Raw genomic sequence first — 15,788 nt, forward strand, 5'->3', positions numbered from 1 at the left:
CCGCCACTCACCAGTCCCGAGTTCCATGCGACGATAGATCCTATGAGTGATTCTGTACGCTACGTCGAAAAGTTGTGGCCCGCTTGGTGGATCTGGTTATCGGGAGTCATCATCGGTGGCTCATTCTCCACGATCTTCTTTCCGATCGGTGTGACGTACGGAATCATTGCCCTGGTGATCGGTATGGCGGTGTGTGCTGCGGCGCTAGTAGCCATCACTCCCCGCATTGAGGTGACCGATCATTGGCTCAAAGTAGGCCGTGCCCAAGTGGAACGTGAGTACCTCGGCCACGTCGTGGCACACCGCGGTGGCGCCGCCCGGGAGCAGCTCGGTCCAGGTTTCGACGCACGGAGTTACCAGTGCATTCGGGGGTGGATCAACCCTGTGATTACGGCGGAGATCACCGATGCGCGTGACTCCACTCCGTACTGGCTGTTCTCCAGTCGGCATCCAGAGAAGGTGTTGGAAGCCCTGGACTCCCGTGAACCGGTCCAGACCAGCGGAGTCTCAATCAGCGAGGATTGAGCACCGCCGGTTCCGAGACCGACTACACATGCGTTGAGGTTTAGTCTTCGCAGTCCTTACACACCAGACCGCTGGGGCCTTCAATAGCCTGCGACCGGTGCCTCACCAGGAAGCACGAGGTGCAGGTGAATTCGTCAGACTGGGCGGGAAGCACACGGACCTGGAGTTCTTCGTCCGAGAGGTCAGCGCCGGGGAGTTCGAAGCCTTCAGCAGCTTCAGTCTCGTCCTCGTCCACGACAGCGGACTGACGGTTGGAGGAGCGGTTCTTCAGTTCTTCGATCGAGTCTTCATTTACGTCGTCGTCGTTCTTGCGCGGGGCATCGTAATCGGTAGCCATATCAGGTGCTCCAATGGTGGTTCGTGCGTCTTTCGCCCAGGTCGGTGCAGGCCCGGCAAACGAGTGAGGTCGCACAGATTGTGTCGTATCGCGTGCTCTGTGACAAGTCGGAGTCATCAGGTTACGGAATCAATCCTTCCAGGCGGGGTTGAGCCGCTCCCCCATAGCCAGCTGCGCTCCGCGATACAGTTGCCGACATAGATGACCGAACCACCGATTTCACACGGAGGACACTGCTAATGCAGGATCTGCGGATCGTGGGAGTCGACCCTGGAATGGAACGTCAGACGCCCCGTCTGCTGCTCTCCGACGGGTCCGACGCCGAGTACGGCCTCCCTGTGGACCAGTCGCTGCGTGCGGCTCTGGCCCGCATAGCCTCCCCCACTGAGAAGACCCGAGACGCACCCGCGTTGTCTCCTCGCGCCATCCAGGCACGACTGCGCGGAGGAGCGAGTATCGAACAGGTTGTTGAAGACTCTGGGCTGAGCCGGCAGCACATTCTGCGCTATGCGGGGCCTGTTGCTGATGAGCGCGCGTATTACGCTGCCCGGGCGAGGGACACTGTTGTTGCCCGTGCCTCCTCAGCGGAGCAGCATCGACTGGCCTTCGGGGACGCCCCAGCGACTCTAGAAGCCATGGCTAAGGTACGGCTCCGTGCCATGGGAGTATCTCTGGAGTCAATGGTCTGGGATGCGTGGCGCCGCGAAGATGGACGGTGGGCTGTCACCTGTGACTTTGATTTCACCTCATCAGACACTCATGCGGCGGGGATCGGTCAGAAACCCCCCGCTGAGTGGATTTTCGATCCTGCGGCTCGCACTGTGAGGTCGGAGAACAAATGGGCCGAGTCGCTGAGTTCACTGCCTCCAGCTGGTCGGGCTCCGAGCTCTGGAAGGCGCCTTGCCGCCGTCGACAAACCCTTCGACGTCGAGGATCAGGCGGAGACCTCTGGCGCCTCCGGCTCCGATCCCACGGTGAAACCCATCGCTCCGCAAAGCGACGGCGCTGACCATGAGGACCTTCTGGACATTCTGCGAGCTCGCCGCGGTCAGCGTCTGGGCACCGACGAGAACGGCGACGATAAGCTCGCCACGCTGCTGACTCGGGACGAGAAGTCCGTTAGGCCCCCGGCTGAGGAGCAGCACACTGACACGCTGCCCGGACTGGGTCAGGAGACGGTCGACGCCGAAGAGACCAGTGATGAGCCAGAGGTTGACTCCACTGACGCGTGGGGGTTCAGCTACGAAGAGAACACTGCTGATGCTGGTTCGACCGAGGAAGGCACCGCATCTGAACCGCAGGAGGAAGAAGAGCCGCCAGCACCTCGCCCGAAGAAGCGAGGATCATCGCGGCGCCCGACGATGCCTCGTTGGGATGACATCCTCTTCGGCAATAAAGACTGACTCGATGCCCACACACATCTCAGGCAGTTAACGACCGTCCCGTGAGCTCGAGCAGCGGGACTCGGCGCTCAGCTTCGGTGAGAGAACCATGCTGACCGATCATCTTCAAAGGAGCCTCGCCCGTTCTCTCGGTGTGGAAAAGTGCAAGATCGCCGTGAATTGCGATCATGACGTCGCCAATACGCGGTAGCACACGCTGGTCCACGGCACCGAACCACCCGGCGTCAACCGCCTGCTGGCGGGTGACCACCCACGCGAGATCACCGTAGACGTGGGCCCATTGGGCTGCAATGCGCTCGGCTTGGCCGGGATCTGCGGCGTAGAGGTGGAGGAAGCGCGGTTCCCCTCCCGTGTGTGAGATCCCTTCCAGGAGATCTGCCCGGCCGGTGATATCGATCCTGCGGTCTTCTGCGATATTGACCATCCCATGATCTGCAGTGAGCACCACTGTGGCCTGATCGCCGAAATCTCGCCTAAGCTGCGCGGAGAACCGTGAGACTGCAGAGTCAAGGGTCTCCAGCATTCTCAACCACGCATCGGAGCCCGCTCCAGCCCTGTGTCCTGCCTTGTCCAATTCGTCCACATAGAGGTAGATCATGAGCGGATCGGGAGGGCCGTTGCGGATGCCTCCCCTTGCAGAGCGATGTCGGCGGATCCACTCCTCTGCCAGAACGAATCTCTGCTCTATGGTTTCGGCCCCTACGAACTCCCCGCCATGCAGGGCTGCTTGGGTGAGCGCTGACTGTCGAAACTTGGGGCGAGAAGACGTCAGCACCTGAGCCCCAAAGGCTGCAGCCTGCTCAAAGACCGTCGGATAGGGCTGCCACATTGCGGGGTCCACTTCGGCATCCCACTGGCCCAACATGTTGACCACTCTGCCCAGCTCAGGCGCAAAGACGTCATAGCCGACGAGCCCGTGACGCCCAGGGGAGAGCCCGGTCCCGAAACTCGCCAGGGACGAAGCCGTCGTCGTCGGCGCCCCAGTGTCCAAAACTTGTGCGGTGTTCTGCCGCCGCCACGCTCCCCCCAGAAACCGGGCGTGCCCGGAGTGCGCGGCCAAGAGCTGATCGCCCAGCCCGTCGGCGAGAACCACGACGCAGATACTCGACTCCGGGACACCGAGCTGGTTGTCGAAACCATCGACCCCCAGTGCAGCCGCTGCTGATGTCAGCACATGTCGAAGGTGCGGTCCCGCCTCGGAGGACGGCTGCGGCATCGACATCACAGGCACCGTCAGCGGGAGTACTTCACGGTGGCGCGGCGCAGAGCGCGAACGAAACTGCGCGCCTCGTCCACAGCTGTGTCGCCTTCTGCAGTTGCGGCAATACGCAAGGTGACATCTTCAGGAACGAGTGTTCCGGTATCACCATGGTCCGCCACGCACTCAGGGTTTCCGCAGTCAGCGGGCATCGAGTCGAACCTGGCGCTGCCGGTCCAGTTGATGTTCAGGGAAACCTCCGCCAAACCTCGATCCGGTCGGAACTTGTCTGGCCGCCGGTGGACTTCAGAAAGGATCAGTGAACGCAGGCGGACGACGGGAACGACCTCAGTTGAGATTCGCGCCACCACTTCAGACGATCCTGATGGTCCAGCGTCCTCGTGCTGGAAGGGCCGGTCTTCATCTGCGTCATGATCATCCAGATGTGCCACAACCATGACGTCCTCGGCCAACACCAATACGGTGATGTGTCGGTGGACCTCTTCGAAGTCGAAATGTGTGTCGACGTGAACGATCTGTTGTTCAGGCTCGCGGCCGTCGAGAGCTTCAGTAACGGTGTGATGAACCAGAGACGGGTAGAACCCGCCGCGGTCGATGGCCTCTTTCAGAGAGACAGTGGATGTGCCCATAACCCTCAATAGTATCGCTGGCTGCACCCCCCCTCATTTCGAGACGGCGTGGTTTCGATTCGCAGGGGACAGCCTGATTCTGGATAATGGACCGGTGCTTCAAAACCAGGGCGACGGAAACGCGACTTTCCACCACCGCAATGCCGCGCTGCTGTCGGTGACAGAAGTCGAGGCTCCGGAGGTTCTCACATCTAAGCATCTGGACCAGCGGCTTGCTGATGCTCTGAAACGGCTCCGCCTACCGAACGGGCTCCTGCAACGAGTCGCAGGTGTACGGGCCCGCAGGAACTGGCGGGCTGACGGCGATGTTCGAGCAGGCACAGTCTTAGCCGGTCGCAAAGCGCTCCAAGCTGCCGGAATTGACGCCTCAGAGGTATCGATGATGATCAACACCTCAGTGAGCAGAGAACACCTCGAGCCTTCTGTGGCCGTGGGCCTGCACCACGATCTCGGTCTGCCGAGCTCGGCCATGAACTTCGACATCACCAATGCGTGCCTCGGATTCGTCAATGCCATCACTTTGGCCAGTTCGCTCATAGACGCCGGGCAGGCAAAGTACGTACTCATCGTCAATGGCGAAGATGCCCGAAAAGTCCAAGATGCCACCATCGACCGGATCAACTCCCTCGAAGACGGCCTGTCGAGGGAAGACTTCATGAGCGAGTTCGCATCTCTGACGCTGGGATGTGGCGCAGCGGCTGCAGTGATCGGTCCTGCCGACGCCCACCCTGAGGGACATCGAATCATCGGTGGGGTGACGCGTGCTGCCACTCAACACCACGGGCTCTGTGTCGGCGATCATCGAGGCATGTTCACTGACGCTCGTGGACTCCTCGACGGAGGCCTAGAACTCGTCATGGACGCATGGAAGGATGCCAGGTCGCACTTTGACTGGCAGCAGATGGACTCCTATGTGACCCACCAAGTCTCTTCGCTGCACACCTCATCGATCATCAAAGCAGCCAAACTCGACAAGAAGCGTGTACCGGTGACCTACCCCGAACTCGGAAACGTAGGTCCTGCCTCACTGCCCATCACTCTGGCCCGCGAAGCCAATGCCGGGAACCTCTTCACCGGGGCCCGCGTGCTGTGCATGGGAGTCGGGTCGGGCCTCAACACGGCAATGGTGGAGATTCAGTGGTGAGCTGGTGGCGACCCATCCCAGCAAATGGGGCACGCCTGCCGGCTGAGGTCCTGACGAAGACGCCTCTTCCCGGGATTCAGACCCAGTGGTCACGCCTGGTCACCGCGGAGTCTTCGGATGGCCCCCACGCATTCCACGTCTTAGACACTGGGCCCGCGCTCCAAGCTCAGGGCATCACACCCACAGGAACAATTCTCGCTGTCCACGGCAACCCCACCTGGTCGTACCTTTGGAGGGCTGTACTCGAAGCTTCCGTTCGTGTGGCCACGCCGCACAACGCGTGGCGAGTCATCGCCCCAGACCAACTGGACATGGGGTTCTCTGACCGCCTGGCGCACCCTGAGCCGCCAGGGCCTGGTGCTGCCAGCTACCGGCGCTTCGGTCAGCGCCTCGACGATCTCGATGGACTTGCTGAAGCTCTTGAGCTAGATGTCGACAGGCCGGTGGTGACTCTGGGGCATGATTGGGGAGGCATCATCTCCTTAGCCTGGGCAACCCGTCACCGGAACATGGTCGACGCCGTGGTGACACTCAACACGGCCGTGGACCACCCCTCTGGGGACCCGGTGCCCGCAGCGCTGCAAGCGGCCATGGCACCAGGACTTCTCCCGAGCTCAACGGTGCTCACCAATGCCTTCCTTCGCGTCACTCTGGGATTGGCCGATGGTGGCTTGGCTCCCGAAGTGGCGGCCGCATACCGCGCTCCCTATGTGTCCAGAAACGGCCGCGGGGGCATCGGCGGATTCGTCGCTGATATTCCTGCTTCTGCCCACCACGCCTCTCGAGCTGTGCTGGACGAGTCGGCGGCGGCACTGCGCGAATGGGATAAGCCTGCGTTGCTGATGTGGGGCCCGAAAGACCCAGTCTTCCGTGATCAGTACCTCCATGACCTGCTTGACCGACTTCCGCAGGCCGATCTGCATCGGTTTGAAGGTGCAGGACATCTTGTTGCCGAGGACCGGGACATCGCAAAAGTTCTCTTCACCTGGCTCAGCGACACCTTCACATCCGCCGCCGCCACCACCGCGGTTTCTCCCCCGCCAGCCGATGAGATTAGCGGACTTCACGATCAGCTCGATCAGATGGCGTTGTCGTGGAGGCGGGACTCGGCCTCCGTGGTGCAGCTCGCCGATGATCAGACCACGGAGGTCAGCTGGGCGGAACTGAAGTCCCAGGTCGATTCACTCGCCTCAGGGTTCTACGAACTCGGTATGCGCCACGGTGACCGTGTGAGCCTTCTGGTGCAGCCAGGCAACCAGCTCACCGCTATCCTCTACGCATGCCTGCGCCTCGGTGCGGTAGCTGTGGTCGCTGACGCTGGGCTTGGGCTGAAGGGGATGACCCGGGCTGTGCGCAGCGCCTGGCCCGACTGGGTGATCGGAGAGAAGACCGGCCTCCTCGTAGCCAGCACACTGGGCTGGCCTGGTAAGCGGATTAGCGTCAACGCGCTCTCCCCCAGGCTGGTACGCCTGACCGGGGCACAAGCCTCGGTCGAGCGGCTGCTGCGTCGTGGGACTTCCACCACGTTGGAGACGGTGCCGATTCCAGACCCTGAGTCTGCGGCGGCGATCCTCTTCACCTCAGGTTCAACGGGCCCGGCCAAGGGCGTGGTGTACACCCACCGGCGCCTCGGAGCTCTGGTGGCCCTGTTGCGGCAAACGTTCGCGGTCAGTCCCGGATCCTCGCTTATCGCCGGCTTCGCCCCTTTCGCACTGCTGGGGCCTGCCATCGGCGCGACATCCGTGACCCCTGATATGACTGTGACAAAACCCGCGACACTCACAGCCGAAGCTGTCGCCGAAGCGGCCGCAGCAGGCGATGCCACCATGTTCTTCGGATCTCCCGCAGCATTGAGCAATGTCGTTGCCACCTCTGGGGAGCTCTCCGCGGATCAGGCAGAGGCACTCCAGCGGATACGGTTGGTGCTCTCCGCCGGCGCACCTGTGCATCCCGAGCTTCTGGACAAGGTGCAGCAGCTTTTCCCTCAGGCGCAGTTGCACACCCCTTACGGAATGACTGAGGGGCTGCTCCAGACGGACATCACCCGGCAGCAGATTCACACGGCAATGGAGACAGATCAGCTCGGAGTCTGCGTAGGCACCGCAGTAGAAGGTGTTGAGTTCGCAGTCGCGCCCTTGAACAGCCTCGGCAGGCCAGCAGAGGCCCTCCGAGATCCCGATTCGGCTCCTGGTGTCCTCAGCGAGATCGTCGTCTCAGCGGCACATCTGAAAGCCGGTTATGACCGGCTGTGGCTTACCGACCGCGAGTCTCGTCGCGATCGGCATCGCGGTCTGCTCTGGCACAGAACCGGGGACATCGGCCACTTCGACCCCTCCGGCCGCCTGTGGGTCCAGGGAAGGCTGCAGCATGTGATGACGACCCCGGCCGGCCCCCTCGGTCCCGGCGCGGTGGAGACACGTGTGGACGCCATTGAAGAGGTGGCACGTTCAGCCGCAGTGGGGGTTGGCCCCGCTGGGACCCAGGCCGTCGTCGTCATCATTGAACCATCACCGGGCAAGAACCTGACGGTGGGCTCCTCTCCTCTTGCCCTCCCTGAGCTCAGCAGGCGAGTCCGCGACGCCTCCGTTGACGCCCCAGTCTCCGCCGTGTTGGTGGTCGACAGCCTCCCCACCGACATCAGGCACAACTCCAAGATCGACCGAACTGCCCTAGCCTCGTGGGCGAACCGAATCCTCGCCGGTGAGAAGGTGCCAGCGCCATGACTCCGCCGCATATTGCAGAGATTCTGCCGCCGTCTCGCATCCTCGTCACAGGAGCCTCAGGGCTGCTCGGGCGCAGCGTCGCAGCTCGGCTGGCCGAACTCGGCTATCAGGTGACCACATTCCAACGCAGCCCGTCACACCTGCCGGGTGTGCGCGATGTTCGCGGTTCTCTGGAGGACCCTCAGGCCGTGGAGGCGGCTGTGGCTGGTCAACATGCCATCATCCACATGGCGGCAAAGGTCTCTGTATCCGGACGCCGTGAAGATTTCGAGAAGGTCAATATCCTCGGCACTGAGCAAGTCTTCAACGCTGCCTGGTCAGCCGGGGTGGAGAACATAGTGCACGTCTCCTCCCCCTCTGTGGCCCACTCGGGAGACTCCTTGATCGGCGCGCCAGCCGGGCCCGCAGACCCAGAACATGTGGTGGGGCACTATGCCCAGACCAAAGCTGAGGCAGAACTGATTGCTGAGGCTCGCGGCTCAGTGGGCATCAACGTGCTGATCATGCGTCCGCACCTGGTGTGGGGCCCAGGAGACGGCCAGTTGACCAAGCGCATTATTGACCGGGCAAAATCGGGCAGACTCCCCCTCTTGGGAAGCGGTGCGCCCTTGGTGGACACGCTCTACATCGACAATGCAGTGGATGCATTCGTCGCAGGATTGCGCCGCCTCCCGCACATCGCAGCGTTGCCCATACCTGAACGGCGCCTCGTAGTGACCAACGGCGAACCACGTCCGATTGGTGAGCTGATGATGGGCATCGCGGAGGCAGGCGGAGCCCGCAGACCTTCGCTTCGAGTCTCGCCAGCCCTAGCCAAGGCAGCCGGGTCGGTCGTGGAGAAGATATGGGCCGCCACAGGTCCCCACCAGGACGAGCCGCCTATGACAAAGTTCTTAGCAGAGCAGCTCTCCACCGCCCACTGGTTTGATCAGCGCCACACGCGCAAAGTGTTGGACTGGACCCCCACCGTCAGCATCGACCAGGGACTGCTAGCCCTGACCCGCCATGTCCGGCGCACCGGGCGCGTGCTCTAGGGTCGGATAGTCCTCAGTATCGTGAGATAGCGCGACGAGCTGAGTCGGTCCGCTGCTCAGGATTGGCAATATCTACACTCGCGTGCAGAATGCTCACTCCCTCCGGAGAGGCCAAGAGAGGCGAAAGTTGAATATTCGCCACCTGAGGGTGATTATCCTTCAACATCGCAACCCGCTGGACGGTGTCCCCAAGAGCATCAAAGTCCACGGCCGGGACACCCTGGTACCCGAAGAGCTTCTTAGCTGCCTTCGGTGTGCCCACCAATCGAGACAGATCCTGATCCGTCAACGGCGGCACCGCATGGGCCCAGTCGTCCAAGAGGTCCACCGCGTCGCCAGACATTCCGAAAGAAAGCACCGGACCGATCATGGGGTCCTCGATAGCACGAACGATGCACCCCTGCCCGGTCGGCGCCATCGACTGCACCTCCAGGCCGGGACTGCCGTACTTGGCCAGCTTGCGCCGCATATCGGAGACAATCTGCCGCAGCATCGGTTCGGAATCAATGCTCAGCTGCACCCCACCCAGATCTAGCCGGTGGCGGAGATAGGCATTGGTGGACTTGACCGCCACCGGGTACCCCAAGCGGTCAGCGGCCGCTGCAGCGGCGTCGGGTGTGTCGAACGGCAGAGACGGAAGCACATTGAGGCCGTAGTGGGCCAGCAAATGCTGCGTCTCCTCCTGAGTCAATCGGCGCAGGGCCGCACCCTCGACGGACTCAAGCCAACCAGAGAGGAGCGCGTCCGCCTTCCGGGCCGTCTTGGTACCTTCCAAGCCCTCCGGGATGAACGACTCCCCCACTCCTTGTGCACGCCAGGTCTGATAACGGGTGATTTTGGACAGAGCGGAGATGGAACGAGCCGGAGAAGAGAAGATCGGCACTCCCTGCTGAAGGGCGGAGGTTTCAATCACCGGGCCTGCGTTGCCGACGTAGTTCAGCGGAATGCTGGAGTCCAGAGTCCCGATGAGGGACATCACCATAGGTTTCGTGTACTGCCGAGCAGTCATGGAGATGGCCCGCGAGTGATCGTGATGCTCCCCAGTGATCGTCGGCTGCAGGCACACCGCGACGGAATCAACCTCATCGTCTTCAAAGAGCTCCCGAAGGGCGCTCGTCAGGTTCTTCTCCGCACGTGACCGAGTCTGATCCAGATCAAGATTGCCTATGACAGTGGTGGGCTTCAACCCGTTGGCCTCACCTGCATCGGCCAACAACCGTGACATTGACGGGGAATTGGACAGGATACCCAGAGTGTTCCCCGCGGGCAGCGGCTGCGTCGCCAGCACCTCAAGCACATCCATAAGCGAGTCATGGTTCCCGACCTGGATCACGCCAGAATTGGTCAGCATCGCGTCCACTGCGCTCAACGGGGCTCGCGAGAGTCGAACTTCGTGTCCGGGAGGCAAACGGTGACCCATCAAGTCGGTGGTCGCAACGACGACGGGCTTAGTGAGCGAAAGCCTGCGAGCAATCCGCGAAAACTTGCGGGGGTTGCCAAAGGACTCCAGGTAGATTCCCACCGCACGCGTGGCGTCGTCGTCCTCGAAGTACTGCATCGCGTCATTACCAGAGAGGTCCGCTCGGTTGCCTGCAGAGATCACAGCAGATAGTCCCAGCTCCCTTCGGTGAGCCTGTGCGTAGAGGGAGATGCCCATTGACGCTGACTGGCTGAAAAGCCCCACTCCGCCGGGAACCGGCATCACTGGTGAGAGCGAAGCATTGAGTGAGCTTCCGGGAGCCGTATTGATCAGACCGGCAGAGGATGGCCCAATGACGCGCATCCCCCAACGGCGAGCCAATCGGACCACTTCGCGCTGTTCATCGGTGCTGGTGCTGGTGACCACAAGCATGCCTTTGACTCCGTGGCGTCCACAGTCAGCCACCACTTCCAGCAACTTTTCAGCGGGCACAGCCACCACTGCGAGGTCAATATCCTGTTTGATGTGCGCCAAGGAAGAGAATGCTCTGGCGCCTCCGATCTCAAAAGCGTCCGGATTTACCGAGTGAACTCCACCGGTGAAACGACCCTCAATAATGTTCTGCAGCAAGTGATACCCCACCGAGCCGTACTCCCGGGACGCACCGATCACGGCCACGTGCTCGGGGGCCAATAACTCCCCGACGCTGCGAGCCTCGGCGCGGTGCTCTCGGGACTCCATCACGGCCCGAGACTTATCAGTGGGGTCGATGGGGAACTCTAAGAGCACCACACCGTCCTCATACTTTCGCTGAACCTCGTACCCGGCCTCCGAAAACACTGTGAGCATTTTCTGGTTCTCGGGCAGAACCTCAGCAGAGAAACGTTCTATTCCTCGCTCACGGCCAGCAGCCGCAAGGTGTTCCAAGAGGACGGAGCCCAGCCCGCGCCCCTGGTGACGGTCAGAGATGTTGAAGGACACTTCCGCTTCTGCGGTGTCATCGATTGTGTCGAACCCGCCGACACCGATGATCTCGTCGTCAAGCAGAACGACCATTGAAACCCGGTCAACATGGTCAACATTGGTGAACCGTTCTAGCTCCTTATCGGTCAGCGATGACTTGTACGTAAAGTAACGCAGGTAGATTGAGGACTCCGACTGGGCAGAGTGCATACGTTGAAGTCGCTCAGCATCCTCCGGTCCCACTGGCCTCAAATGTGCTGCCGCACCATCGCGAAGCACAACATCTGCTTCCCAGTGGGCCGGATATCCGCTGACTTTCGGCTTCTCACCCATAGGATCAAGACTAACCAGATAACTGCCCGCTTACGAGACTAAGGACAGCTTCCACCTCTTATGGCTCGCCGCCCTGCCGCCGCTGCGCCCGCTACACCTCCGGAAAACATCACCGATATCGATGTCTCCTCCGAGATGGAAACCTCATTCTTGGAGTACGCCTACTCGGTGATCTACTCCCGGGCGCTCCCAGATGCCCGCGACGGACTGAAGCCCGTCCAGCGACGCATCCTCTACATGATGGCGCAAATGGGACTGCGCCCAGAGAAGGGCCACGTCAAGTCCGCACGAGTGGTCGGCGAAGTCATGGGCAAGCTGCACCCGCATGGCGACTCGGCCATCTACGACGCCCTGGTGCGCATGGCTCAGTCGTGGGCGCTGCGACTGCCCCTGGTAGACGGCCACGGCAATTTCGGTTCACTGGACGACGGTCCGGCAGCGCCGCGCTATACCGAGGCGCGCATGGCACAGGCTGCCCTGGCTATGACCGCGGACCTCGATGAAGATGTCGTCGACTTTGAACCGAACTACGACAACCAGTTCATGCAGCCAAAAGTGCTGCCCTCAGCGTTTCCCAATCTCCTGGTCAACGGTGCCTCAGGTATCGCGGTCGGCATGGCGACCAACATGGCACCGCATAATCTGCGTGAAGTGGTCAGCGGGGCCCGCCATCTGATCATGCACCCAGACGCCAGCCTTGAAGACATCATGACCCACATACCGGGTCCTGATATGCCGTCGGGTGGCCGGATTTCCGGTCTCGAGGGGGTCTATGAGGCGTACCGGACTGGCCGCGGCAGCTTCAAGATTCGAGCTAAGGCGAGCATCGAGCAGGTCAGCGCGCGCCGCAATGGCATTGTGATCACTGAGCTGCCCTACATGGTCGGTCCCGAGAGCATCATCGCCAAGACCAAGGAAGCCGTTCAGTCCAAGAAACTGGCGGGAATTTCTGATGTGCTGGATCTGACCGATCGCAAGCACGGCACCCGGATGGTCATCGAGCTGAAAGCCGGTTTCGATCCGCACGCCGTCCTGGCTCAGCTGTACAAGCACACGCCCTTAGAAACTAACTTCGGAATCAACAACGTCGCCCTGGTCAACGATCAGCCGCGCACCTTGGGACTCTTAGAGCTTCTCCACGTCTACGTAGATCACCGAATCGACGTTGTACGCCGCCGAACGACTCATCGGCTCGGAAAACGTCAGCATCGCCTCCATCTGGTCGAGGGCCTGCTGATTGCCATACTCGACATTGATGAAGTCATTCAGATCATTCGGGCAGCTGACAACTCAGCCGCCGCACGAACTCGCCTGATGTCGATCTTTGATCTTTCAGAGCTGCAGGCCGAGCACATTCTGGAGCTTCGGCTCCGTCAGCTGACTCGCTACTCCACCCTCGACCTTGAGCAGGAGAAGCAGAAGCTCGAGGAGGAGATAGCTGAACTACGCGCCATTCTCGACTCCGACACCCTGCTGCGAACAACAGTCGCAGATGAACTCGCTGATGTTGCAGAGAAATACGGCGACGACCGTCGGACTGAGCTTATTGACGTCGAGCAGACACCCGCTGCGGCCAAAGCGTCGGCGCCCGCCTCTGGAGGCAAAGACGCCGTGTCCTCCGGCTCACTCGAGATCCCAGACGTGCCCTGCTGGGTAGTGCTCTCTGACTCAGGGATGCTGGCCCGCACCACTGACCGGTCCTCGCTGCTGCACCCCTCCCGGCGGCGCAGACACGATGTTCTGCGTTCGCTAGTGGCCACAACAGCTCGAGGTGAGATTGGGGCAGTCACCAGCCATGGCCGAATGATTCGCGTGCCGGTGATAGAGATGCCCGCAGTGGAGATCGCTGGAGGATCGGTCAACCTCAACCAGGGTGGCAAAGTCAAGGACTTTATGACCGGCGCATTGCAACTGGAGAAAAAAGAACAGCTCATAAGCTTCGTTCCGCTGGATCAGGTGATTGCCCTCGCCACTGCTGCTGGTCGGGTCAAGCGCGTCAATCCCGACTATCCGTTGAACCGAGACCATTGGGAGATCATCACTCTGAAGGAGAAGGACCACATTATCGGAGCCTCAGCTGCAGCTGAAGACGACGATCAATTGGTGTTCATCTCTCGCTCCGCCCAACTGCTGCGCTACGACGCATCCAGCGTCCGGCCTCAGGGGCGCACCGGCACAGGCGTGGCCGGGATGAAACTTGCCGCTGATGACACGGTCCTGAGCTTCAGTGTCATTCCTGCATCTGCTCACGACGCACCTGCTGCTGCCGTGGTTGTGACATGCTCCGCTGGCGACGAGACCCTCGATGGTCTCGGCTACGCCAGTGTGAAGGTGACCGATGTGGACGAGTTCCCTGCTAAAGGCCGCGCCACCGGTGGAGTACGTGCCCACCGTTTTCTTCGAGGTGAGGATCATCTGACTTTGGGGGCCGCCGTGCTGGCACCAGCCCTGGCAGCTGATCGTCGCGGTGCCGCGCGCACTCTGCCCACAGAGCTGATCCGGCGTGACGGCTCGGGTCTGCCTGTTGAGCAGCCCGTTGAAGCGGTCGCTTCCAGCCCAGAGGCCATGAGCCGTGCCGCACTGGCCCTTCTGCCCAACTGAGCCACGACACGATGCAACACTTCTACGGCTTGTAGAAAGTTGCTCCGGATCAGAGTATCTTATAGAGATAACTATCCTGCCTAGAAGGAGCAACCAGCATGGCTTCACTCGGTGAGCTTGAGCGTTCAGTCATGACTCTGCTGTGGGACTCAGAGCATCCGCTGAGCGCCAATGAAGTGTGTGAGCAGCTAGACGAGGACTTGGCCGTCACCACAGTCTTGACCGTGCTTGCCCGGCTGGAGAAGAAGGGTATGGTGCTGCGCGAACGGTCCTCCCGGCCCCACCGCTATGCCGCGGTTGCCTCCCGTGAAGAGCACACCGTAGAGATGCTCAACGAGGTACTCGGTACGGTTCCCGATCGCGAGGCAGTTCTTGCGCGGTTCATCGGAAGTGTCTCAGAATCTGAGGCCGCCGCACTGCGCCGCATCCTCGGCTGAGGTGTGTTGATCCGGTCCCGCCAAATAGACTGGTGAGGTGGAATTTCTCGCCCTGTTTCTTGCGGCCCTGGCCGTGTTGTTGGCTATACCTGTGCCGAAGATTCTCCACACGGCTTCTTTCCGTGGGCGTTCACCCTGGGCCGCTATGGTCTTGTGGCAGGCGATCGCCCTAGCCGGTGGTCTATCCATGGTGGGTGCACCGATCGTTTATGGGTTATCCCCATTCGGCGACAGCCTCCCACATGCTCTCAGCTCCGCGGTGCAACTCACGCTGAGTGAAGACTACGAAACGCTGGGTCAGTTGGAGGTACATCCCTGGCATATCTTCGCTCTGTGCCTGGGGCTTTTTTTGGGGGGACATCTTCTGCTCACCCTGGCTCGCACCTACTTCCGTGTGCTGGGTGCTCGCCGTCGGCACCGACAACTGGTAGACCTGCTCTCCACTCCCCTGCCGAACACCGTCGACGACGCTGATACCCAGGTGATCGAGCATGAGACGCCCCTGGCTTACTGTCTCCCGGGACGCACAAACGCCAGTTCCGTAACGGTGCTGTCCCGAGGGCTGCTCAACACGCTGAGCCAACCGGAGTTGGGGGCCGTGGTAGCCCATGAGCAGACCCATTTGAGGCAGCGGCACCATCTGCTCACCATGGCGTTCGAAGCCTGGTACCGCGCACTGCCTTGGCTTCCCACGAATCGCTACGGACGAGACGCCGTCCTGGAGCTCACTGAGATGCTCGCCGATGATGGGGCGTTGACCCGGTATTCTCCAGAGACGTTGCTGCGGTCTCTAGCCCTGAGCTCAGCTCAGACGCCACCCCATGATGATGGTCCAGCCAGCGCACCTCAACTCGACAACGACGTACCTGGAACATCTAATACGCTCATTACAGGTGCCCGTCTCCAGCGGCTCCTCGCGCCCAAGGAACCGCTGGGAAAACTAGCTGTGCTCGGCGTTGTGGCCGGATCAGCGGCGCTCCTGGCCGTTCCGACGGGGCTGCTTCTGCTCAGCTAGGACAA

Annotated in this window: 12 protein-coding genes; 8 read left to right on the plus strand and 4 right to left on the minus strand. The window is 61.3% G+C overall.

The genetic code is table 11. The annotated features are described in order from the left end of the window. Positions 1-42: 42 nt before the first annotated feature. Positions 43-525: a DUF3093 domain-containing protein gene (locus FEF26_RS06750; RefSeq protein ID WP_138252781.1), complete on the plus strand. Its 483-nt coding sequence runs from the start codon at positions 43-45 to the stop codon at positions 523-525. A gap of 40 nt (positions 526-565) precedes the next feature. On the opposite strand, the gene FEF26_RS06755 is transcribed toward FEF26_RS06750, so the two are convergent. After that, positions 566-862, minus strand: a complete 297-nt coding sequence (locus FEF26_RS06755; RefSeq protein WP_138252782.1) for a DUF4193 domain-containing protein — start codon at positions 860-862, stop codon at positions 566-568. 239 nt (positions 863-1,101) lie between these two features. Here FEF26_RS06755 and sepH point away from each other — a divergent pair, with 239 nt between their 5' ends. After that, on the plus strand, positions 1,102-2,265 hold the full coding sequence (sepH, locus tag FEF26_RS06760) for a septation protein SepH (RefSeq protein WP_138252783.1): 1,164 nt from the start codon (positions 1,102-1,104) through the stop codon (positions 2,263-2,265). 19 nt (positions 2,266-2,284) lie between these two features. On the opposite strand, the gene FEF26_RS06765 is transcribed toward sepH, so the two are convergent. Together FEF26_RS06765 and FEF26_RS06770 are read right to left on the minus strand one after the other, a co-directional pair. Further along, on the minus strand, positions 2,285-3,487 hold the full coding sequence (locus FEF26_RS06765) for an alkaline phosphatase family protein (RefSeq protein ID WP_138252784.1): 1,203 nt from the start codon (positions 3,485-3,487) through the stop codon (positions 2,285-2,287). Positions 3,488-3,498: 11 nt separating this feature from the next. Continuing rightward, entirely contained in the window at positions 3,499-4,113 is a 615-nt protein-coding gene (locus tag FEF26_RS06770; protein WP_138252785.1) for a DUF5998 family protein, read from the minus strand. A 94-nt stretch (positions 4,114-4,207) separates the two neighbouring features. Here FEF26_RS06770 and FEF26_RS06775 point away from each other — a divergent pair, with 94 nt between their 5' ends. Genes FEF26_RS06775 through FEF26_RS06785 form a run of 3 tightly spaced genes read left to right on the plus strand, consistent with a single transcriptional unit; the run spans position 4,208 to position 9,014 of the window. Then, positions 4,208-5,257: a 3-oxoacyl-ACP synthase III gene (locus FEF26_RS06775; protein ID WP_243730460.1), complete on the plus strand. Its 1,050-nt coding sequence runs from the start codon at positions 4,208-4,210 to the stop codon at positions 5,255-5,257. Further along, on the plus strand, positions 5,254-7,980 hold the full coding sequence (locus FEF26_RS06780; RefSeq protein WP_243730461.1) for an alpha/beta fold hydrolase: 2,727 nt from the start codon (positions 5,254-5,256) through the stop codon (positions 7,978-7,980). Before FEF26_RS06775 ends, FEF26_RS06780 begins: the two co-directional genes overlap by 4 nt. Further along, a complete protein-coding gene (locus FEF26_RS06785; protein WP_138252787.1) occupies positions 7,977-9,014 on the plus strand; it encodes an NAD-dependent epimerase/dehydratase family protein in 1,038 nt (345 codons plus the stop codon). The genes FEF26_RS06780 and FEF26_RS06785 overlap by 4 nt, the downstream gene beginning before the upstream one ends. Positions 9,015-9,027: 13 nt before the next feature. Here FEF26_RS06785 and FEF26_RS06790 read toward each other — a convergent pair whose 3' ends face one another. Then, the gene (locus FEF26_RS06790) at positions 9,028-11,730 is read right to left on the minus strand and encodes a bifunctional acetate--CoA ligase family protein/GNAT family N-acetyltransferase (protein ID WP_138252788.1); all 2,703 of its coding nucleotides are present in this window, start codon (positions 11,728-11,730) and stop codon (positions 9,028-9,030) included. A 60-nt stretch (positions 11,731-11,790) separates the two neighbouring features. Between FEF26_RS06790 and FEF26_RS06795 the strand changes: the two genes are divergently transcribed. From FEF26_RS06795 to FEF26_RS06805, 3 genes are all read left to right on the plus strand, one after another. Further along, on the plus strand, positions 11,791-14,331 hold the full coding sequence (locus FEF26_RS06795) for a DNA gyrase/topoisomerase IV subunit A (RefSeq protein ID WP_138252789.1): 2,541 nt from the start codon (positions 11,791-11,793) through the stop codon (positions 14,329-14,331). Between the two features lie 98 nt (positions 14,332-14,429). Continuing rightward, positions 14,430-14,768 (plus strand): BlaI/MecI/CopY family transcriptional regulator, encoded by a 339-nt coding sequence (locus FEF26_RS06800; protein WP_138252790.1) that lies wholly within the window; start codon positions 14,430-14,432, stop codon positions 14,766-14,768. A gap of 37 nt (positions 14,769-14,805) precedes the next feature. Next, on the plus strand, positions 14,806-15,783 hold the full coding sequence (locus FEF26_RS06805; protein ID WP_243730462.1) for a M56 family metallopeptidase: 978 nt from the start codon (positions 14,806-14,808) through the stop codon (positions 15,781-15,783). Positions 15,784-15,788: the final 5 nt, after the last annotated feature.

It is taken from the genome of Nesterenkonia salmonea (assembly GCF_005771525.1).
Lineage (GTDB): Bacteria > Actinomycetota > Actinomycetes > Actinomycetales > Micrococcaceae > Nesterenkonia > Nesterenkonia salmonea.

Excerpts from the sequence above, each read along its gene's own strand:
- FEF26_RS06750 (WP_138252781.1), top strand. The coding sequence starts at position 43 with ATGAGTGATTCTGTACGCTACGTCGAAAAGTTGTGGCCCGCTTGGTGG.
- FEF26_RS06755 (WP_138252782.1), bottom strand. The coding sequence starts at position 862 with ATGGCTACCGATTACGATGCCCCGCGCAAGAACGACGACGACGTAAAT.
- FEF26_RS06795 (WP_138252789.1), top strand. The coding sequence starts at position 11,791 with ATGGCTCGCCGCCCTGCCGCCGCTGCGCCCGCTACACCTCCGGAAAAC.
- FEF26_RS06790 (WP_138252788.1), bottom strand. The coding sequence starts at position 11,730 with ATGGGTGAGAAGCCGAAAGTCAGCGGATATCCGGCCCACTGGGAAGCA.
- FEF26_RS06785 (WP_138252787.1), top strand. The coding sequence starts at position 7,977 with ATGACTCCGCCGCATATTGCAGAGATTCTGCCGCCGTCTCGCATCCTC.
- FEF26_RS06770 (WP_138252785.1), bottom strand. The coding sequence starts at position 4,113 with ATGGGCACATCCACTGTCTCTCTGAAAGAGGCCATCGACCGCGGCGGG.
- sepH (WP_138252783.1), top strand. The coding sequence starts at position 1,102 with ATGCAGGATCTGCGGATCGTGGGAGTCGACCCTGGAATGGAACGTCAG.
- FEF26_RS06800 (WP_138252790.1), top strand. The coding sequence starts at position 14,430 with ATGGCTTCACTCGGTGAGCTTGAGCGTTCAGTCATGACTCTGCTGTGG.
- FEF26_RS06765 (WP_138252784.1), bottom strand. The coding sequence starts at position 3,487 with ATGTCGATGCCGCAGCCGTCCTCCGAGGCGGGACCGCACCTTCGACAT.